Origin of the sequence: Pseudomonas sp. MD195_PC81_125, from assembly GCF_014060985.1 — a bacterium.
Classification (GTDB): Bacteria; Pseudomonadota; Gammaproteobacteria; order Pseudomonadales; family Pseudomonadaceae; genus Aquipseudomonas; species Aquipseudomonas parakoreensis.
On sequence record NZ_JABULD010000475.1, the window covers coordinates 1 to 18,378 of the forward strand.

Below are 18,378 nucleotides of genomic sequence, written 5' to 3' on the forward strand. Positions count from 1 at the left end.
CTCGCGAAAACGGTGTGTCATTCAGAACAGTTTTGACTGATCTGACGCCTTCGCGAGCAGGCTCGCTCCCACAAGGGCTAATGGATGATCCAGCTCAACAACCACAACCCCAACAGCAGCCAGATGATCCCGGCAATGATCGACGCATTCATGAACGCGCGAATCGCCGACCACAGCAGCATCAGGCCGACAATCAGCGCGAGGATGCTGATGATCGAGGTGTCCATGCCCAGCGTCTTCGCCAGGCCATCGACAAAATTGCCGCCAGCGTTGCTCAGTATGTTGAACAGGCCGCTGAGGCCATCGACGATGAAGCGGATAATCGAACCGAGTGCCTGGCCGAGCCATTCGAAAAAGCTTTCTACCTGCATGTGTGCATCCTGATGAAAGAGCTGAGCCTTGGGCCACAACGCGGGTGGCCGAGTTCCCTGACAGGAGTATGGCCCAATGCCGCGCCGAACGGAAAATCTGTAGGAGCTGCCGCAGGCTGCGATCTTTGGCTGTTGATTTTCAGGGGCAAGATCAAAAGATCGCAGCCTGCGGCAGCTCCTACGTGGGCCTTGCCTTCAACGCGTATCCCCCCGAAGCTATACGCCTTCAGGAGAGCCCGATGAACCTTGTTGAACTGACCGAACGCCTGCACGCCATCCGCGACCGTAATGACTGGCGACAATTTCACAGCCCGAAAAACCTCGCCATGGCCGCCAGCGTGGAAATGTCCGAGCTGGTGGAGATTTTCCAGTGGCTGACCGAAGACCAGTCGCGCCAGTTGCCGGCGGACAAACTGGCGCATGCCGGGCAGGAAGTCGGTGACATCGTCCTGTATCTGTTGCTGCTGTGCAGCGAGTTGGGGCTGGACATGAATGAAGTGGTGCGCAGCAAGCTGGCTGACAGCGAACGGCGGTTCAGCTGATGAGCGACCGGCATTTCGATCAGTTGGCGACCCGTTTCGCCGAAAAAATCTACGGTGGCGCCAAAGGCGCGATTCGCCTGGCGGTGTTGCAGGCCGACCTGGCCGAAGCGTTGCCGGACCGGCCGTTGCGCGTGCTGGACATTGGTGGCGGCCTGGGCCACATGTCGCTGTGGCTGGCCGAGCGTGGCCATCAAGTGACCTTCACCGAACCGGCCGAACCGATGCTCGAAGGGGCTCGTCAACGCTTCGCCGAAGCCGGGCAGAGCGCGACGTTCATCCAGGCGCCGTGGCAGGAGCTGCTCGGTCAGCTCACCGAACCCTACGATCTGGTGATCTGCCACGCCGTACTCGAATGGCTGGCCGAACCCCATGCGATCCTGCCAGTGCTGCATCAGCTGACCAGCCCCGGCGGCTGGCTGTCGCTGGCGTTCTACAACCGGGATGCGCTGATTTATCGCAACCTGCTCAAAGGCCATTTCAAGAAAATGCGCAAAAACACCATGGCCGGTGAAAAGCAAAGCCTGACCCCGCAGCAGCCGCTTGATCCGCGGGAGCTGGCAACGCAACTCGAAGGGTTGTGGCAGGTCGAAACCCAGAGCGGGATCCGGGTTTTTCACGACTACATGCCCGTGGAATTCCAGGCTCGCGCCGAACTCGTGGATTTGCTGGAGATGGAGCTCGCTCACCGTCGCCACCCAAGCTTCGCCGGGCTTGGGCGTTACTTGCACTGGATCTGCCGGCCGATCTGATCGGAGCATCGCATGAAAGCTCAATCCGGTTTATTGCTGATCTGCCTGGGGCTGGCCGCCTGCCAGGGCAGCAACCCGTACGTCGCGCAGTCACGGCCGTTGCCGCCGGCACCGCCGCAAGCGGCCAACACCTTTGATCGCAGTGCTTATCCGGCACCGCCACGCGATTACGGGCGCTATCGCAGTTGGGCCTGGCTCAACGGCCAGTTGCCGCCGGGCACGGCGTGGGCCGACTCGGCGCAAGTGGCCGAAGCGGTGAGCAATGCGCTGGATCAGCGCGGATTGCGGCCGTTGCACGACAACCGACCGGCCGACCTGTTGGTCAGCGCCAACCTGCGTCTGGAAACCCGCTTGCGTCAGGTGCAGGACGACTACGGCTACTACGGCGGATACGGTGGCTATGATCGCTACGGACACGGTTACGGCATGTATAACACTGTGCCGATTGTTCGCACCTATCAGGAGCAGGTCGTGGTGGTGCAGGTCAATCTGTTCGACGCCGGCAGCGGGCAACCGGTGTGGAGCGCCAGCGCCGAAACCGCCAACCAGGGCAGCCAACTGGTGCGCACCGATGCCATTCGCGAGGCTCTGGAAAAAGCCCTGTCGGCCTATCCGCCGAGCTAGACTTCAGGTGAGAACGCTTCGCAGGTTCAGGCCTTCAACCGGAGAACAACCATGTTCCGTCGTCTCGCTTTACTGGCCATGGCCGCGCTGCTCAGTGCCTGCGCTGCCAACCAGGTCAATCACGACTTTGACGCCAGCCGCGATTTCGCCGCCTATCGCAGCTGGAGCTGGAAAGAACCCGCGCTGCAATATCGCCCGGATGATCCACGGATCAAGAGCGACCTGACCGAGCAACGCATCCGCCAGGCCGTCAGCGATCAGCTCGACCAGCGCGGTTTGCGTCCCGCCGCGGCGGGGGCCAAGGGCGACCTGAGCGTGCAGACCTACCTGATTGTCGAGGATCGCCAGCAGCAAGTGACCACCAACTACGGCGGCGGTTGGGGTGGCCCGTGGAACGGTTACTGGGGCGCGCCGATGTACAACGAAACCCGCAACATCACCTACAAGGTGGCAACAATCCAGATCGACCTGCTCGACGGCAAGGACGGCAAACTGGTGTGGCGCGGCAGCGACGAGCAGATGCTCAGCAGCACGCCCAATCCGCAGGATCGCAGCAACGCGGTGCGCGAAACCGTCAGCCGGATATTGGCCAACTATCCACCGCGCTAGTGCGCCGTAAAAAAGCGGGAGCCCAAGAGGCTCCCGTTTTTTTTTGCCCCGCCACAAATCTCCCTGTGGGAGCGGGCTTGCTCGCGAAGACGGCGTGTCAGCCACCTCCATGTTGAATGACACAGCGCATTCGCGAGCAGGCGAGGTCTGCAGGGTTTTGTGCAGCACCAAATGGCGCGTTGCCACTAGCGCCGTCTACACTCAATTCCACCATCGGAGGTAGCGCTCGGCAACGTGCCAGCAAAGGAGTGCGCCATGTCGCCTCGTACGCAGTTCAATGGCAAGGCCCGGCAACGCGGGGCGATCGGCTTGATGGCGGCTGCGACCCTCAGTCTGGCGCTGGTGTTGATGCTGTTGGTGGTCGACACCGGTCGGCTGTACATGGAGCAGCGCAAGTTGCAGCGGGTGGTCGACAGTGCGGCGCTGGAGGCCGTCAGTCGCGGCGGCAACTGCCAGTCAGGCCTCAGCGCCGCGACTTACGCCGGGCAAAGCGCCGTGCGCAATGGCTACATCGTCGATGGCAACAACACGCTGGTGACCACTTGCGGCAGCGTACAGACCGCCGCCACCGGACTGCGCGCATTCACTGCCGATGCGACGCAGTCGACGGCGGTGAAAGTCGCTGCCAGCCGCACAGTGACCACCAGTTTTGCCGGTGGGGTACAAGCGCTGTTCACGGGCTCGGCGGTCAGTCTGAACACCACGCTGAATGCTTCGGCTGTCGCCGCCCAGCCGACACCGACGGTTGCGCAACTGAACATCCGCAGCAACCTTGCGAGCATCAACACCGCACAATCGAACATCCTCAATCCGCTGTTCTCCGGGCTGCTCGGCGGCAACGTCAACCTCACGGCACTGGGCTGGGATGGCCTGCTCAATACCGACATCAACCTGCTCAGCTACCTCAACCAACTGGCAATCAACCTCAACGTCGCGGCCGGTAACTACACGCAACTGCTCAACACCCAGGCCACGGTCACCCAACTGATTCAGGCGGCCGCGACGGTGGTGCAGCTCAACGGCGCGACCGCCACGGTGATCACTGCGCTGGGGCAATTGCAGGTTGCGGCGATCAATGCGGCGCCGGTCAAGCTCGGCGACATCCTGCAGTTGCAGACCGGCACGACAGCGGCCGGGCTGGATGCCAACCTGCAACTGCTGCAATTGATTCAGGGCGTGGTGCAACTGGCCAACAGCAAGAGCGCGGTGGCTGCGACCTTGCCGATCAGCGTGCTGGGGCTGGCGAATGTCACGGTGCGGGTCAAGGTGATCGAGCCGCCGCAGTTCTCGGCCATTGGCGATCCGGCGCGGGCCAAGGCCAATCCGTTGGGGCCGGACCGGATTTATGTGCGCACGGCGCAGATTCGCACGCTGCTCTCGGTGAATCTGCCGGTGCTGACCGGGGTGACCGGGTTGACCAACGCCGTATTGGGGCTGGTCGGTACTTTGACCCCGACCCTCAATGCGCTGTTGAGTCTGAATCTGGTGGCGACCCTCAACTCGGTCGGTTGTCTGCTGGGTGCCGGTTGCGAACAGCTTGATCCGCTGCTGTTGCCATCGCCGCAAATCGACATCGCCCTGGATGCCGGTGGGGCGGTCAGCTACGTCACCGATTACAGCTGCCCGGCAGGCCCGGGCACTGCGGGCACGAAAAGTCTGACCGCCCATACCCTCACCTCGATCGCGGACCTCAAGGTCGGCAAGATCGACCCGACCAATGCCTTTTCCTCACTCGCCGAACCGACGGTCACGCCGTTGCCACTGGTCGATCTTGGCACCGTGACCTGCCACAAGATCCTCGGCATTGGCAGTTGCGACGAGAGCACCCACGTGCAGTACGGGGCGGGCGGTATTGCGATCATGGTCAACACCAGTGTCGCGCAAAACGCTCAGGATCTGCTGTATTCCAGCAGCACGCCGTTCGCCACGCCGGCCAACCTCAAACTGCCGCCAAGCGTGATCTCGGCGGCGCCGTCGAGCAATATCGTCAACAGCCTGGCGAACACGTTGGCGGGGATCAATCTGATCGTTTACAAACCGCAGGGCAGCAATCCACTGGGCGCCATCGTCACTGGCGTGGCCAGCCTGATCAGTGATGTCACGGCGATTTTGCAGCCACTGATTACTAACCTCGTCAGCCCGTTGCTCGACCCATTACTCAACAACCTGCTGAAAAACCTGGGCATCAACCTGATGGACGTCGACGTCGGCGCCAACATGACCTGCGGTCAGACCGGCAAGGCTTATCTGGTGATCTAGACGTCCGGCGCTATCGGCAACTCGATGCAGAAACGTGCGCCCTCCAGCGAGTTGCGCACGCTCAAATGGCCGCCCATGTTTTCAATGATGCCGTAGCTCACCGACAGCCCCAGACCGGTGCCGACGCCCACCGGTTTGGTGGTGAAGAACGGTTCGAAAATCCGCTCCAGCAAACGTGGGTCGATGCCGCCACCGTTGTCCTCAACCCACAGCCGCACCTTGCTTTCATCGCGCTCGGCGTAAATCGAAATCCAGGGTTTGAATGACGCCTCCTTCTCGCGTTTGCCGAGCAGCGCATCGCGGGCATTGACCATCAGGTTGATCAGCACCTGTTCCAGCTGATCGACATAACCGCGCACTTGCACGCTAAAACCGGTTTCGCTGATCCGCAGGTCGACACCTTTGCCGCGCATGCCTTCGGCGAGCAACGACAGCGTCCCTTCGATGGCCGAGGCCGGGTTGAACAGTTGCTGCTCGACCTCCGAGCGGCGACCGAACACGCGCATGTGATCCACCACTTTCGCCGCGCGCTGCACCTGGGCGTCGATGCGATTGAGTTTGTCGGTCAGGTAGTCGATCTGCACATCGCCGTTGCCCAGACGCTTGAGCACGTTGACGATGGCCATGCGCATCACGTTCAGCGGCTGGTTGATTTCGTGGGCCAGGCCGGTGGCCATTTCGCCGAGGGTGGCCATTTTCGCGCTTTGTGTGAGTTGCTGTTGCGAGCGGCGTACCTCGGTGTTGTCGCGGCCCACGGCCTGCACTTCGAGCAGGCGCCCGTGTTCATCGAACACCCCGCGATCGGACCAGACCCACCAGGCATGTTCGCGCCCAGGTAATTGCAGGCTGATTTCGGCGGTGCTCACCGGCAGCTCTGGAGTCAGCAGCGCCAGGCGTTGCACGAAGGCGGCGCGTTGTTCGTCGGACATCCAGCTGCCCAGATCCACTCCCGGCAATTGCTCCGGCGAGCATTCCAGATAAGTCGCCAGTGGCCGGTTGCCGAAGGTCAGGGTCAGATCCGGACGATAACGGCAAATCATCGCCGGCGAGTCTTCCACCAGAATCCGGTAGCGCTCTTCGCTCTGTTTGACCTGTTCGGCGGCGAGGGTCGCTTCGGTGACGTCCAGCCACAGGCCGACGGCTTCGACCGGCAGGCCCAGGTCATTGCGCAGCAGCTTGGCTTCATCGAGCAGCCAGTGGTATTCGCCGCGCGCGTCGCGTAAACGAAAGCGCGCGCGCACCGAGCCTTCGCGCAGCAGTTGGCGGGTGCGGGCGAAATACAGATCGCGGTCTTCAGGATGAATCAATTGCACCCAGTCAGTGCCAATGCCCTCGTCCGGCGTCCAGCCCAGCAGCGGCTGCAAACTGGCGCTGAAGAAATCGGGACGTAGCGCGCCCTCGACGTAACGCTGCACATAAATCACTGCTGGCGAACTGGCGATCAGGTTGTCCAGTCGCGCGTGCGCAGCTTCGGCTCGCTGCTGCTGGTTCCGGATGTCGCTGATGTCGAGCATGAACCCCACCAGGCGCCGCTGTTCACCGCTGCCGGCGACCTGACCTTGCACGCGATACCACAGCGGTGGTTGTCCTGGTTCGCTGCGGTGCAGACGAACGCTCAGGCTCAGGGCCTCGCCGTGCAGTTGCAGGGCGTGCAGACGGCTGCGCAGCTCTTCGCGGTCGGCCGGATGAATCAGCCCCAGCCAGGCTTGCAGCGAGATTCGCGCGCTGTCCGCCGGCAGCGCAGCGAGCAGCGACGGCGCCAGCAACACGTCGTCCCCGAGCATTTCCCACCAGCCGGTACCCAGCAGGGTTTGCAGCGACTCGAGGCGCTCGGTGTAGTGATGATGTTGCTGATCCCGCAGACGGCTGAGCAGCGGGCCGGCGAGCGCGCCGGTCAGTGACATCCAGTCGCGGTCGCTCAGGTGTGGCGCGACAACGTCCACGGTATAGAAACCACAGAGCAGCCATGCCGCCACCCCGCGATCATCGCTGTAGGGCACGGCGAAACCATCGGCGTTGCCGAAGATCGCTGCAACGCGCGAGTGTTCGAACAAACCGTGATGCGCGCCGAGACGCTGCGGTGCGCTGCCGTTGAGGCTGTCGAGCGGCGTGCCCAGACGCTGGCTGTCCTGCCACAGCATGGGGGCATCGTGGGCGCGATAGTGTTGAAAAATCTGCCAGCCCTGTGCCTGTTCGTCGAGCAGGGCGATGGCCAGGCACGGGATTCGCCAGCGCTGGGCGATGGCCTGCAACTGCTCGCTGAGCACCACCGGCAGGCGCATCAGGCTGCAGGTGCGCAGGTGGTCGCTGATCTGCCCGGCAAGGGCCTGACAGGATTCGCGGTGGCGCGATTGCTGGCGCTCCAGCAGCAGGTCGCCGATGTCCATCAGTTGCAATACCCAGCCCGCCGCCGAAGGCTGCACCCAGCCGCGCAAATGCAGGGTCTGGTCACTGAGTCCGGGGAAATCCAGGTCGAGCATTTGCCCCTGCCAATCCTGCGGCCGGCCTTCGATCGCCAGCGTACTGTGGGCGAGTAAATAGGCCGCCAACGGCAGCGGCGAATCGTGGGGCGGCTGTTGCGCCAACAGATGACGTAACGGCCCGGCCATCTGCAGTACGCCGCCGTCGTGATCCAGGTGCAGGTGCAAACCCTGCGGCGGTGAGCCGAGGTGGTCGGGCAGTTCGCTGGCGGGCGCGGGCGCACGTTTGAGCAGGCGTCCGAACAGATGGTCGCCGGAGGTCAAAATTTCAGGCTCGACGCGGCGGAGAGGGTGGCGGGCAGGCTCGGCACGGCACCCACGCCCGGTAGCACCAGAAACGGAATGACCTGATTGAGCTTGCTGGTGGGGTAATCGACTCTGACCGTCAGCGTACCTTGAGTGGCGTCATACACCGCCGAGGTGTCGACGCCGACCACCAGGTTCAGCGCGGGTGGCACCCACTGCAACTGCTGGGTCAACGCGGTGTTGGCAGTGCTCACCACCACGGAGGCATAACCGGGCGTGTTGGGGTCGACTGCGACGCTGCGGCGCACCGCTTCGGATGTCGCCTCGTTGAAGGTCTGCATCAATACAAACGGCAGGCTGTAACTGACCAGCGCGTAGAACACGGCGAAAAAAATCACGAATACCAGGGCGAATTCGATCGCCACTGCGCTTGCCTGTGATTTTGCGAAGCCGGTTTTCATGACTGCGTCTACCCTGACGTTCACTGCGTAGTATCAGCATAGAATCAATCAGCAAAATCGGACGGGATTTAACCGGATGCAGAGTTTCGTTCTCCTGATCTGGCTGGCCGTGTGCGCCGTCCAGGATGCCCGACAACGGCGTATCGCCAATGCACTGACATTCGGCGCGGGAGCACTGGCGCTGATCTATCTGCTGGTGACTGGCACGACCTGGCTCGGTGCCGAAGCGCAGCAGGGACTGTGGGCGGGCGTGATCGCTCTGGTGTTGACCCTGCCGGGGTACTCCATGGGGCGCATGGGGGCCGGCGATGTGAAACTAATGACAGCCATGGGCCTTGCGACGAACGGTTTATTCATTCTTTGTGCGTTTATCGGCGCCGGCGTCGCCAGTCTGCTCTGGCTGCTTGTTGCGCCAAGAGTCTGGCTTCATATGAGTCAACGACTTAGAGAACATCTTCGATATATGGAGCCTGGAGTGTCAAAGAAGCTGCCATTTGCACCGTTCGTGCTGCTGGGCGTGCTGGCTTCGATTCATTGGATCCATTAGTCGCCAGGTGCCACTAGTTCTATGTACATAGTCGGAAAGTGCGTCTACTTTCAAATGAAGTCGTTACATTGCCAAAGTGCAGAAAAAGTCAGCTTTGGCCCGAGCAATGGAGTGGTTCGTGAACAAGCTTACGTCGGCGGTAAAAGTGCTCGTGGTCGATGATCAGCCGTTGATCGTCGAAGAGTTGTGCGAGTTTCTCGAAAGCAGCGGGTACCGCTGTGTGCCGTGTGAATCCAGTGCGCAGGCGATCGAGCGTTTCAGCGAAGACGCGGAAATCGGCCTGGTGCTGAGCGATCTGCACATGCCGGACATGGACGGCATTCAGCTGGTGCAGGAACTGCAACGAATCTGCGGCAAACACCGGGTGTTCGAAGCGATCATGCTCACCGGGCGCGCCGATAAACAGGACGTGATCAAGGCCCTGCGCGCGGGGATCGCCGATTACTATCAGAAGCCGATCGAACTGGATGAACTGCTCGAAGGCGTGAAGCGTCAGGAAGCGGCCCTGCAAGAGCGGCACAAGAATGTGCAGTTGGGCCACCTTAACCAGAAGCTGCAGTTTCTCTCGGAATCCATCGACGATCTTTACCAGGACCTGGACAAGGTCCGGCGCAACCCGGCGGCGGTGGTCAAAGACATGCTCGGTGGCGACAGCGCCGAAGCCGAGCAGGAGATTCCGGCGATCTTCAATCAGTTGTCGCCACGGCAACTGGATGTGGCGCGGCTGGTGGGCAAAGGGCAGACCAACTATCAGATTGCCTGCGAGTTGGGCATCACTGAAAACACCGTGAAACTGTACGTTTCCCAGGTGTTGCGCCTGACCCACATGCACAACCGCACGCAGTTGGCGTTGGCGCTGTCGCCCAGTGCTTCGGCCGCCCGTCAGCGTGTAACCGCACACTGATCGCGATTGCCTGCCTTCCACGGGCAGGCAGTCAATTCTTCCAAAAACACTTCAAGAGAATTACCCGACCTGCGTCTTCGGTTTAGGGAACAGATTGTCCAACGTTTCCAGCAGCCGCACGTGGTAGATCGGCTTGCGAAACAGGTCCAGAACCTGCAGGCGCAGCATGTCGCTGACGTCCTCCATGTCGGCATGTCCGGAGGTCACGATCACCGGCAGATGCTGGCGCGACGTGTGCTCGCGCAGGCGCTTGATCAGCGACATGCCGGACTCCTCCGGCATACGCAGATCGGTGATGACCAAGGCAATATCCGGATGGCGGGTGAGGTGGTGCAGGGCGAGTTTCACCGACGTGGCGGTGTGGCAGACAAAGCCCTCGCCCTCCAGTAGCTCGGCCAGCTCAAGCAACGCGTCCTCTTCGTCGTCAACCAGAAGCAACTGTTGGCGGGGGAGTGAGGAAGCAGTCATGGGCAGTCCCTGAAAAGCTGAAAGTGCAATCGAGTGTAGCGCGACATTCGCTGGACGCGACTCACATCAGGGGGTTTGCACCGGAGCGGTCTGCGCGGTGCCGCCGAGGGATACCAGGACGCTATTGAAAATCGCAAAGATTTTCGCGCCCAGTGGTGTGATGAACACCACCACAACGACCGCTACCATCGCCACCACGATTGCATACTCGATGGCGGATGCAGCCTCTGTACTTGCCAGAAACGACCTCAGGCGCAATATCAGATATTCGAGGATCATTGACATTCTCCTTCGTAACGGCGGGTGATCGGACTTGTGAAATCCGAAGATTTGCCAGTGTCTGAGCGCTGCTGCTGGTCAGCATGGACCCGGACACTGGACGACGGGAGGGATGTTGATCAAGGCGTCGTTCTGACCTGTGCCGTGCCACCGAGCTTGGTCAGCACCACGTTGAAAATGGCCAGCACCTTGTCGCCGATGGGCGTCACAAACACCACGACCACCACCGCCACCATTGCCACCACGATCGCGTATTCGATGGCCGACGCACCTTCTTCACTTCTGCACAGCAGCCTGGCCCTGGCCAGTAGATAGTCGATGATCATCCGAAACATACGTCCACTCCTTCGCGCCTCTGGCGCCGATCCAACGCTACAGCGGCATGCTTTCACCGTGCTATCAGAGCATTGTCAACAAACCCCCGGTCAACAACTGTAAGAACGGATTAATCACAAAGGATTAACCGGATTGTTAATTGAGCCAATCCCTACAGTTAATTGGCCATGACTCATACTTTAGTGAGTTATTTTCCTGTCACTAATGGCGTTTTGGCTCGTATCAGCTAGCTTGGAAATAGCGAAATCGTTGCATGTTCATAGCTGCCTGATCGCGAAAAATTCTCTCGGCAGGAAGTACAGGCTGTCGGTGCAGCAGGAAAGGGAGAGCCGTCATGAACAGTCGCGTCACCATGGGCCTTGCAGCCGTGCTGCTGTTGGGCGCAATCATCGTCGGTTACTGGGGCCTGGTGCTCAGTCGGCAACCGGCTCCGGTTGCCCAGGTGCCTGCCGCTGCGCCCGTCGCGGTGGAAAAAACCGTCGCCGCCGCCGAAGATCAGACCCGTCAGCCCGTGGTCGTGTTGTTACACGATGTTCCGCCGTTCACTCCGCTGACCGCTGCCGATGTGACCGTGGAAAAATTGCGCAATGCGCCGGCCGGCAGCCTTGCCAGTGTTGATCAGGCAGTGGGTCGTACCCCGTGGCGGCATTTGAGCGCCGGCACCTGGCTCAACGATGAAAGCTTCGAAGCGGGCGGCTCACTGGCGCGGATGATCCACAGCGACGAGCGCGCTCTGACGGTGGCCGTGGATGAAGTGATCGGCGCCGCCGGGCAACTGCTCCCCGGCGACTATGTCGATGTGCTGCTCTACCTGCGCCAGGATGCGAGCAATCTGCAGCAGTCAGCGCAAATCGTCGTACCGGCCATGCGCGTGCTTGGCGTGGGTGAACAATACGGCCTGACCAACGACGGCCAGCCCGCCAATCCGGCCCTCAGCGCCGACGACAAACTCAAACAGGATCAACGCCGGATCGCTGCGCGCACCGTGGTCCTGGCCGTACCTGAACAATTGCTCAGCCGGATGATGCTCGCCACCCAGGTCGGCACCTTGCGTCTGGCCGTGCGCAGCAGCGAAGAGCAGCGGCTGGCGAAATACTGGGCCGGTGAACAGCAGGCGCCGGCGCACCTGGATAACGCCAACAGCCAACTCTTCCAGTTCACGCAACTGGCCTTGGGCGCCGCGCCGAAAGCGCCGTCCTCAGGTGGTCATGAACGCAAGCCGATGGAAGTGATCCGCGGTAATCAGGTTTCCCAACAAGCCCCATGACTGAGCAAGGATCCACGTGCATGCAGAGTCGATTCAGGCCGTTATTAAAACCGGTAGTCCCGGCCTTGATACTGATGGGACTGACGATGAACGCGGCCATCGCGGCCACCGGCAATTGCTCGGCGCTCGGTCGCATGCCTGCGGTGATCGAGATCGGCGAAGGGTTCCAGCAGGACATCCAGTCGCCCGTGGCAATCACCCGGGTGGCCATCGGTGATCCGAAGATCGCTGATGTGCATGACACCGGCAGCGCTTCTTTTTTGCTCACTGGCGTGGCCCCCGGCGCCACCAGCCTGATGGTCTGGACCGCGTGCTCCAGTGAGCCGCGTCAGAGCATGGTGTTCGTGCAAGGCAGCGCCACGGCGGCGTTGACCAGCACCAGCAGACTGCCTTCCGATGACCCGACGCTGCCTTCGCAAGTGCAGACCGACATTCGCTTCGTCGAAGTCAGCCGCACCAAACTCAAGGAAGCCACGGCCTCTTTGATCGGCGTGCGCGGCAATTTTCTGTTTGGCTCGCCCGGCACGTTGCCCGATGTCGGTGGTGTGCCGACACCGAAGTTGCCGGTGAATAATGGCCAGTTCAATTTTTCCTGGATCGGCGGCAAGACCATGGCGATCATCAATGCGCTGGAAGGCAGCGGTTTTGCCTACACCCTCGCGCGGCCGAGTCTGGTCGCGCTGAGCGGGCAGAGCGCAAGCTTTCTGGCCGGTGGCGAAATCCCGATTCCGGTGCCCAGTTCCGGCAGCGATACGGTGACCATCGAGTACAAGGAGTTCGGCATCCGCCTGACCCTGACGCCGACCGTGATCGACCGCAATCGCGTGGCGCTGAAGGTCGCGCCGGAAGTCAGCGAACTGGATTACGCCAACGCCATCAATATCGCCGGCACCCCGGTGCCGGCCCTGACCGTACGCCGTACCGATACCAGCGTATCGCTGGCCGACGGCGAAAGTTTCGTCATCAGTGGCTTGATCAGCACCAGCAACACCTCGCAAGTGAACAAGTTTCCGGGGCTGGGTGATATCCCGGTGCTCGGCGCGTTTTTCCGTGATTCGCAGATCAAGCGCGAGGAGCGCGAACTGCTGATGATCGTCACCCCGCACCTGGTGCAGCCATTGGCGGCCGATGCGCAGCTGCCGTCGCTGCCGGGCGAAAAATTGCGCAACTACGACCCGAATTTCTACCGCATGTTCTTCCTCGAAAACGGCAACTTCGACAAGCGCAGTGGGTTGTCCCAATGAACCAGAACCTGAGCCAGACCTTTCTTGCGATCACCCGTAACAGCACCGATCTGGAGTGGCTGCAAGGCGCTCTCGCGCCGCTGGGCCAGGTGGTCAGCGCCGGCGCCGGGAGCCTGGACGAGTTGCTGGCGCTGGTCGATGTCACCTTTGCCAGCCTGGTGTTCGTCGGCCTCGACCGTGACCACGTGGTGGCACAGAGTGCGTTGATCGAAGGTGCGCTGGAAGCCAAACCCATGCTCGCCATCGTTGCTCTGGGTGATGGCATGGACAACCAACTGGTGCTCAATGCGATGCGTGCCGGCGCCCGGGATTTCGTCGCGTACGGTTCGCGGGCCAGTGAGGTTGCCGGGCTGGTGCGGCGCCTGAACAAACGCCTGCCACCGGTGACCACCAACACCCAACTGGGTGGCCTCACCGTGTTGTTCGGCACCCAGAGCAATTCCGACGGAGCGCTGCTGGCCAATCACATGGCGCTGGTGGTGCAAAAGAGCGGTCAGCAAACCTTGCTGCTGGATCTGGGCCTGCCCCGGGGCGACAGCCTGGCGCTGCTCGGGCTCGAGAGTTCGTTCCACTTCGGCGATGCCTTGCGTCACTTGCGCAGGCTCGACGCTACACTGATCGACAGTGCCTTCACCAGCGCTGAAGCGGGGCTGCGGATTCTGGCGTATGCCAGCAGCGACGAGCCGCTGGACAGCACCAGTGCCGCCGAGCTGTACATGTTGCTCAGCGCCTTGCGTCAACACTTCCAGCACATCGTCGTGAACCTCACCGGGCAGTCCGACAGTGAAGCCTTGCGCACGTTTGTCAGCCATTGCGACAAGCTGATCTGGTACACCGATCAGAACGTGCTCAACTGCCGTCGCAACCTTGCCGTGCTCAACCAGTGGCGCGAGAAAGGCATGAAACTCGACCACGCACGCTTGCTGGTGGACGGTTACTTGAGCAGCGTCGCCCCGGACGCCGAAACCCTTGGCAAGACCTTCAACCTGGAGGTGATCGCGGTGTTGGCAGCCAACGCCGAAGTGCGCTTGAACGCCAAGAACCAGGGCGTCAGCCTGTTCGAACTGGCCCCGCGGGAAAAACTCACACAGAGCCTGCGCACCCTCGGCGAACGTCTGGCCAAGCGCTCCGAAGGCCTGGCCAAACCCAAGGTCACCTGGTTCGACCGCTTGCGAGGCACCTCATGAGCGCGGAAAAACTGTTCGGCGCGGTGCAGCACGGCGCGACCGGCAACACCGATCACGAAGGCCTGAAGCTGGTCCTGCATCGCTACATCATTGACGCCATCGAAGAGTCGGGGAAAAACCTGCTGGAAGGCTCGCGCCAGTTGCTGGCGCAATTTGTCACCGACAAGGTCGCCGAATACATCGCCCGTCTGCACCTGGCGATTTCCCGTTACGAGATGGAGCGCCTGGCCGAAGAAATCGTCGACGAACTCACTGGTTTCGGCCCGCTGGAAGTGCTGCTGCGCGATCCGTCGGTGACCGAGATTCTGGTCAACGGCCCGCACCGGGTGTTCATCGAGCGCGACGGTGTGCTGCATCAAAGTGACCTGCGCTTTATCGATGCGCATCACGTCGAGCGGGTCATGCAGCGGATTCTCGCGCCACTCGGGCGACGCCTCGACGAGTCTTCGCCGATGGTCGATGCCCGCCTGCCGGATGGCAGTCGGGTCAACGCGATCATCCCGCCGATCGCTCTCGATGGCCCGTGCCTGTCGATTCGCAAGTTTCGCAAGGACATGCTCAAGAGCAGTGACCTGATGGCGATGCAGACCATCGATCTGGCGATTTTCGAGTTTCTTCAAGAGGCGGTGGGCAAGCGCTGCAACGTGCTGATCAGCGGCGGCACCGGCACCGGCAAGACCACGCTGCTGAACATCCTCAGCCAATTGATCAACCCCCACGAACGGCTGGTGACCATCGAAGACGTCGCCGAATTGCAGCTTGGCCACCCGCATGTCGTGCGCCTGGAAACCCGCCCGCCAAATGCCGAGGGTCACGGTGAAGTCAAGGCCAGCGACCTGATTCGCAACGCCCTGCGCATGCGTCCCGACCGGATCATCCTCGGCGAGATTCGTGGGGTCGAAGTGGTCGATGTACTGACCGCGATGAACACCGGCCACGACGGCTCGATGAGTACCGTGCACGCCAACAATGCGCAGGATGCGCTGCTGCGCCTGGAGACGCTGGTGGGGCTGACCGGACGCTCGATCGCCGAGCGTACCCTGCGCCAGATGATCTGCGCCGCCCTCGACGTGATCATCCAGCTGACCCGCATGCCGGACGGCCGCCGTTGTGTCAGCGAGGTGGTGGAAGTGGTCGGCATCCGCGAAGACATCTATGTCACCAACACCTTGTTTCGCCTTGATCGGCGTACCGGTTTCGGCTTCCTGCGCGAAGCGGTCAATCCGGCGGGCGACAAGTTGCGCCACGAGATGAACCTGAGCTGAGAGCATGGGACGCACATCATGATCGGACCGGTCATTCTCATCCTGCTTTGTCTGATTCTGCTCGGACTGTCGATCTGGCTGTTCGTGCACGGCATCCACAAGAGCGGCAACGAACGGGTGCTCAATCGCCTCGCGGCGGGGCAGCCACAACTCGTTGCCCAGAAACCGGCGTGGGTCGGGTTCGAACGCATGTTCCTGCGTGCGGGGCTGGGCCGTCCCAACGAACGTTTCGGCCTGTGGCTGACCTTGTGGGGCGTGGCCATTGTCCTCGGGTATCTGCTGGCGAGCTGGATCGGTCTGCTGACGATGCTGTTGGCACCGCCGCTGATTCTGCGTCTGTACATGTCCTGGCGGTACCACCGGCGGATCAAACGCATGATCGAGCAGTTACCGCAGTTGCTCGACTACACCGTGCGCAGTCTCAAGTCCGGCCGCACCCTGAGTGACGCGGTCATGGGCGGCATCGAGTCGAGTGACGATCCGCTGAAAGAAGCCATGGGCCGGGTGCAACGCAACGTGCAACTGGGCGTCAATCTGCCGGATGCGGTCAGTGACTTTGCCGAGCTTTATGAACAGGACGAATTGCGCATGTTCGCCCTCGGCCTGAAGGTCAATCATCGCTATGGCGGCAATGCCAGCGAGTTGCTGGAGAACCTGATCAAGCTGATCCGCGAGCGTGACCAAGGTGCCCGGCAACTGCGCGCGCTCACCGGCGAAACGCGTATGACGGCCTGGGTGCTGGGTTCGCTGCCGGTGATCCTGGTGGGCTACTTCATGCTGACCAACCCCGGCTACATGCTTGGCATGTGGCACGACGGCGGTGGGCGGACCATGTTGATCATCGCCGTGGTGTTGCAAGTGACCGGCTGCCTGGCGCTGTGGCGCATGTTGCGGAGTGTTTGACATGGTCTATCTCGCCGCTCTGATGCTGCTGCTCGGCGCACTGTTGCTGGTGGTCAATCACTTGCTGACGGAGCGGCGTCGGGTGCGCCAGGTCAACCAGCGGTTGCAGGGGCATCTGGTGCGTGAGAGCCGTTTCGGCAACTGGCTGCGAGCGTTGGGCAACAGCAAGTTCGGCCAGCGTTCGGTGAGCATCGACAGTGAAACCCAGACCCTGCTCAGCCGCCTCGGCTGGCGCCGCGCCAGTGAGCGTTCGCTGTACGCCGCGTGCCAGATCGGCACACCGCTGTTGGCGCTGGGGCTGGCGCTGTTTCTGCAGGAAGTGTTTTTTCCGCACGCGGCCAACGGCTGGCTGGTGCCCATGCTGGCCACCGGTGCCGGCTATTTGCTGCCCAAGCGCTTGCTGGCTTACGCCGCCGGGCGTCGGCAGAAAACCATCGCTGTGGAAATCTCCACGTTCATCCCGTTGCTGCGCATCCTGTTCGAGTCGGGCATGGCGGTCGAACAGGCCCTGCGCGTGCTCAGCAGCGAAGGGCAGAAACTGCTGCCGGAACTGACCCGCGAACTGCGCCTGATTCTGGCCCGGGTCGATTCGGGACTGGAATTGGGGCAGGAGCTGAACAAGGCCTCGGTGATGCTCGCCGTCGATGAGTTCACCGACACCTGCGTGATCCTGCAACAGCTGATTCAGCAGGGCGGCGGGGCGATGAAATCGTTGCTGGCGCTCAAACAATTGCTCGACGACCGGCGCCTGACCCGACTGCAGGAATACATCTCGAAGATGTCGGCGAAGATGTCGGTGGTGATGATGCTGTTTCTGTTTCCTGCCTTGCTGATCGTACTGGCCGGCCCGGGGTTCACCGCGATTACCCGGGCGTTTGCAAACTGACGTGGGCTCATGGAGAGCGTTGATGAAAGCACTGATTGTCGTGGCAAGTCTGTTGATGCTCGGTGGCTGTGCCACTGACGGCCAGGCACCGTGGTCGGCAATGCTGGCGCCGAGCAGTTGCAGCAAGCTCGACTCCGAACAGGAACTGGCCCTGAACCTGGCGGATGATCTGGCCAACGACGGCAAGCTGCACGCCAGTCTGGCCAACCTGCAAAGCCTGCCCGACAACCTGGTCGAGGTGCGCTTGCGCAAGGCCAGGGTTTACCGCTTGCTCGGGCGCAACGAGGCTGAGCCGCTGTATCGCGGCCTGCTCGGCACGTGCCTGACGGCGGACGCCGAACATGGTCTGGGGCAGATTTATGCCGCCCGTGGCGATAACGGTCAGGCCCAGGCGCACCTGCAGCGCGCGGTGCGTCTGGCGCCAACCAATGACAAGATCCGCAACGACCTGGGCGTGGTCTACCTCAACCAGTTGCGTCTTGAAGACGCGCGCTTCGAATTCCTTACCGCTATTGAACTCAAGCAGAACGATCAACTGGCTCCGCTGAATCTGGTGACCTTGCTGCTGTACCAGAACAACTGGCAGCAAGCCGCCGAAATCGTCAGCCGCGCGCACCTGACGCCGGAGCAATTCTCCGAAGCCCGGGCCCGTGCGGAAAAACTCAAGGTGCCGGCCAAGGCCCCGACCGCGGCCGGTAATCAAGTGGCGGTGGTGGCTGACCCACAACCGTCGACGCTCAAGTGACATTCC

At 61.7% G+C, this 18,378-nt stretch carries 20 protein-coding genes; 14 read left to right on the forward strand and 6 right to left on the reverse strand.

The window, feature by feature from the left end; translation table 11 throughout:
- Positions 1 to 77: 77 nt before the first annotated feature.
- Positions 78 to 371, reverse strand: coding sequence for a hypothetical protein (locus HT737_RS19075; protein WP_007963021.1), 294 nt, complete (start codon positions 369 to 371; stop codon positions 78 to 80).
- Between the two features lie 239 nt (positions 372 to 610).
- Here HT737_RS19075 and HT737_RS19080 point away from each other — a divergent pair, with 239 nt between their 5' ends.
- The 5 genes from HT737_RS19080 (at position 611) to HT737_RS19100 (ending at position 5,154) form a co-directional block, all read left to right on the forward strand.
- Positions 611 to 913, forward strand: a complete 303-nt coding sequence (locus tag HT737_RS19080; RefSeq protein WP_007951009.1) for a MazG-like family protein — start codon at positions 611 to 613, stop codon at positions 911 to 913.
- Positions 913 to 1,662, forward strand: coding sequence for a methyltransferase (locus HT737_RS19085; RefSeq protein ID WP_041068058.1), 750 nt, complete (start codon positions 913 to 915; stop codon positions 1,660 to 1,662). Before HT737_RS19080 ends, HT737_RS19085 begins: the two co-directional genes overlap by 1 nt.
- Positions 1,663 to 1,674: 12 nt before the next feature.
- Entirely contained in the window at positions 1,675 to 2,286 is a 612-nt protein-coding gene (locus HT737_RS19090; RefSeq protein ID WP_182403677.1) for a DUF4136 domain-containing protein, read from the forward strand.
- Between the two features lie 51 nt (positions 2,287 to 2,337).
- On the forward strand, positions 2,338 to 2,895 hold the full coding sequence (locus HT737_RS19095) for a DUF4136 domain-containing protein (RefSeq protein WP_007963018.1): 558 nt from the start codon (positions 2,338 to 2,340) through the stop codon (positions 2,893 to 2,895).
- A 255-nt stretch (positions 2,896 to 3,150) separates the two neighbouring features.
- The gene (locus tag HT737_RS19100) at positions 3,151 to 5,154 is read left to right on the forward strand and encodes a pilus assembly protein TadG-related protein (protein ID WP_182403679.1); all 2,004 of its coding nucleotides are present in this window, start codon (positions 3,151 to 3,153) and stop codon (positions 5,152 to 5,154) included.
- Here the strand turns inward: HT737_RS19100 and HT737_RS19105 are convergent.
- Both HT737_RS19105 and HT737_RS19110 read right to left on the reverse strand, forming a co-directional pair.
- Positions 5,151 to 7,898 carry a PAS domain-containing protein gene (locus HT737_RS19105; protein WP_182403681.1) on the reverse strand — a complete coding sequence of 916 codons (2,748 nt, stop codon included), beginning with the start codon at positions 7,896 to 7,898 and terminating at the stop codon, positions 5,151 to 5,153. The two genes, HT737_RS19100 and HT737_RS19105, sit on opposite strands and share 4 nt — an antisense overlap.
- Positions 7,895 to 8,341 carry a TadE/TadG family type IV pilus assembly protein gene (locus HT737_RS19110; protein ID WP_182403683.1) on the reverse strand — a complete coding sequence of 149 codons (447 nt, stop codon included), beginning with the start codon at positions 8,339 to 8,341 and terminating at the stop codon, positions 7,895 to 7,897. The genes HT737_RS19105 and HT737_RS19110 overlap by 4 nt, the downstream gene beginning before the upstream one ends.
- 76 nt (positions 8,342 to 8,417) lie before the next feature.
- On the opposite strand from HT737_RS19110, the gene HT737_RS19115 reads away from it, so the two are divergent.
- On the forward strand, positions 8,418 to 8,888 hold the full coding sequence (locus HT737_RS19115; protein WP_182403685.1) for a prepilin peptidase: 471 nt from the start codon (positions 8,418 to 8,420) through the stop codon (positions 8,886 to 8,888).
- Positions 8,889 to 9,006: 118 nt separating this feature from the next.
- Positions 9,007 to 9,792 carry a response regulator transcription factor gene (locus HT737_RS19120; RefSeq protein ID WP_041068038.1) on the forward strand — a complete coding sequence of 262 codons (786 nt, stop codon included), beginning with the start codon at positions 9,007 to 9,009 and terminating at the stop codon, positions 9,790 to 9,792.
- A gap of 60 nt (positions 9,793 to 9,852) precedes the next feature.
- On the opposite strand, the gene HT737_RS19125 is transcribed toward HT737_RS19120, so the two are convergent.
- From HT737_RS19125 to HT737_RS19135, 3 genes are all read right to left on the reverse strand, one after another.
- Positions 9,853 to 10,260 (reverse strand): response regulator, encoded by a 408-nt coding sequence (locus tag HT737_RS19125; RefSeq protein ID WP_047291068.1) that lies wholly within the window; start codon positions 10,258 to 10,260, stop codon positions 9,853 to 9,855.
- A gap of 66 nt (positions 10,261 to 10,326) precedes the next feature.
- Positions 10,327 to 10,539 carry a Flp family type IVb pilin gene (locus HT737_RS19130; RefSeq protein ID WP_041068032.1) on the reverse strand — a complete coding sequence of 71 codons (213 nt, stop codon included), beginning with the start codon at positions 10,537 to 10,539 and terminating at the stop codon, positions 10,327 to 10,329.
- A 119-nt stretch (positions 10,540 to 10,658) separates the two neighbouring features.
- On the reverse strand, positions 10,659 to 10,874 hold the full coding sequence (locus HT737_RS19135; protein WP_373557745.1) for a Flp family type IVb pilin: 216 nt from the start codon (positions 10,872 to 10,874) through the stop codon (positions 10,659 to 10,661).
- 335 nt (positions 10,875 to 11,209) lie between these two features.
- On the opposite strand from HT737_RS19135, the gene cpaB reads away from it, so the two are divergent.
- From cpaB to HT737_RS19170, 7 genes are read left to right on the forward strand one after another with little or no spacing between them, the layout of a single operon-like run.
- On the forward strand, positions 11,210 to 12,142 hold the full coding sequence (cpaB, locus tag HT737_RS19140; RefSeq protein ID WP_182403687.1) for a Flp pilus assembly protein CpaB: 933 nt from the start codon (positions 11,210 to 11,212) through the stop codon (positions 12,140 to 12,142).
- 20 nt (positions 12,143 to 12,162) lie between these two features.
- Positions 12,163 to 13,386 (forward strand): type II and III secretion system protein family protein, encoded by a 1,224-nt coding sequence (locus HT737_RS19145; protein ID WP_095667633.1) that lies wholly within the window; start codon positions 12,163 to 12,165, stop codon positions 13,384 to 13,386.
- Positions 13,383 to 14,573 carry a pilus assembly protein gene (locus HT737_RS19150; protein ID WP_095667632.1) on the forward strand — a complete coding sequence of 397 codons (1,191 nt, stop codon included), beginning with the start codon at positions 13,383 to 13,385 and terminating at the stop codon, positions 14,571 to 14,573. The genes HT737_RS19145 and HT737_RS19150 overlap by 4 nt, the downstream gene beginning before the upstream one ends.
- A complete protein-coding gene (locus tag HT737_RS19155) occupies positions 14,570 to 15,838 on the forward strand; it encodes a CpaF family protein (RefSeq protein WP_121183545.1) in 1,269 nt (422 codons plus the stop codon). Before HT737_RS19150 ends, HT737_RS19155 begins: the two co-directional genes overlap by 4 nt.
- Positions 15,839 to 15,856: 18 nt before the next feature.
- Positions 15,857 to 16,741, forward strand: coding sequence for a type II secretion system F family protein (locus tag HT737_RS19160; protein WP_131671019.1), 885 nt, complete (start codon positions 15,857 to 15,859; stop codon positions 16,739 to 16,741).
- A 1-nt stretch (position 16,742) separates the two neighbouring features.
- Positions 16,743 to 17,627 (forward strand): type II secretion system F family protein, encoded by an 885-nt coding sequence (locus tag HT737_RS19165; protein ID WP_182403689.1) that lies wholly within the window; start codon positions 16,743 to 16,745, stop codon positions 17,625 to 17,627.
- A gap of 22 nt (positions 17,628 to 17,649) precedes the next feature.
- A complete protein-coding gene (locus tag HT737_RS19170; RefSeq protein ID WP_145596273.1) occupies positions 17,650 to 18,372 on the forward strand; it encodes a tetratricopeptide repeat protein in 723 nt (240 codons plus the stop codon).
- Positions 18,373 to 18,378 lie beyond the last annotated feature (6 nt).

Excerpts from the sequence above, each read along its gene's own strand:
- HT737_RS19110 (WP_182403683.1), bottom strand. The coding sequence starts at position 8,341 with ATGAAAACCGGCTTCGCAAAATCACAGGCAAGCGCAGTGGCGATCGAA.
- HT737_RS19165 (WP_182403689.1), top strand. The coding sequence starts at position 16,743 with ATGGTCTATCTCGCCGCTCTGATGCTGCTGCTCGGCGCACTGTTGCTG.
- HT737_RS19080 (WP_007951009.1), top strand. The coding sequence starts at position 611 with ATGAACCTTGTTGAACTGACCGAACGCCTGCACGCCATCCGCGACCGT.
- cpaB (WP_182403687.1), top strand. The coding sequence starts at position 11,210 with ATGAACAGTCGCGTCACCATGGGCCTTGCAGCCGTGCTGCTGTTGGGC.
- HT737_RS19135 (WP_373557745.1), bottom strand. The coding sequence starts at position 10,874 with ATGTTTCGGATGATCATCGACTATCTACTGGCCAGGGCCAGGCTGCTG.
- HT737_RS19100 (WP_182403679.1), top strand. The coding sequence starts at position 3,151 with ATGTCGCCTCGTACGCAGTTCAATGGCAAGGCCCGGCAACGCGGGGCG.
- HT737_RS19130 (WP_041068032.1), bottom strand. The coding sequence starts at position 10,539 with ATGATCCTCGAATATCTGATATTGCGCCTGAGGTCGTTTCTGGCAAGT.
- HT737_RS19075 (WP_007963021.1), bottom strand. The coding sequence starts at position 371 with ATGCAGGTAGAAAGCTTTTTCGAATGGCTCGGCCAGGCACTCGGTTCG.
- HT737_RS19090 (WP_182403677.1), top strand. The coding sequence starts at position 1,675 with ATGAAAGCTCAATCCGGTTTATTGCTGATCTGCCTGGGGCTGGCCGCC.
- HT737_RS19145 (WP_095667633.1), top strand. The coding sequence starts at position 12,163 with ATGCAGAGTCGATTCAGGCCGTTATTAAAACCGGTAGTCCCGGCCTTG.
- HT737_RS19150 (WP_095667632.1), top strand. The coding sequence starts at position 13,383 with ATGAACCAGAACCTGAGCCAGACCTTTCTTGCGATCACCCGTAACAGC.
- HT737_RS19115 (WP_182403685.1), top strand. The coding sequence starts at position 8,418 with ATGCAGAGTTTCGTTCTCCTGATCTGGCTGGCCGTGTGCGCCGTCCAG.
- HT737_RS19085 (WP_041068058.1), top strand. The coding sequence starts at position 913 with ATGAGCGACCGGCATTTCGATCAGTTGGCGACCCGTTTCGCCGAAAAA.
- HT737_RS19155 (WP_121183545.1), top strand. The coding sequence starts at position 14,570 with ATGAGCGCGGAAAAACTGTTCGGCGCGGTGCAGCACGGCGCGACCGGC.
- HT737_RS19125 (WP_047291068.1), bottom strand. The coding sequence starts at position 10,260 with ATGACTGCTTCCTCACTCCCCCGCCAACAGTTGCTTCTGGTTGACGAC.
- HT737_RS19095 (WP_007963018.1), top strand. The coding sequence starts at position 2,338 with ATGTTCCGTCGTCTCGCTTTACTGGCCATGGCCGCGCTGCTCAGTGCC.
- HT737_RS19160 (WP_131671019.1), top strand. The coding sequence starts at position 15,857 with ATGATCGGACCGGTCATTCTCATCCTGCTTTGTCTGATTCTGCTCGGA.
- HT737_RS19170 (WP_145596273.1), top strand. The coding sequence starts at position 17,650 with ATGAAAGCACTGATTGTCGTGGCAAGTCTGTTGATGCTCGGTGGCTGT.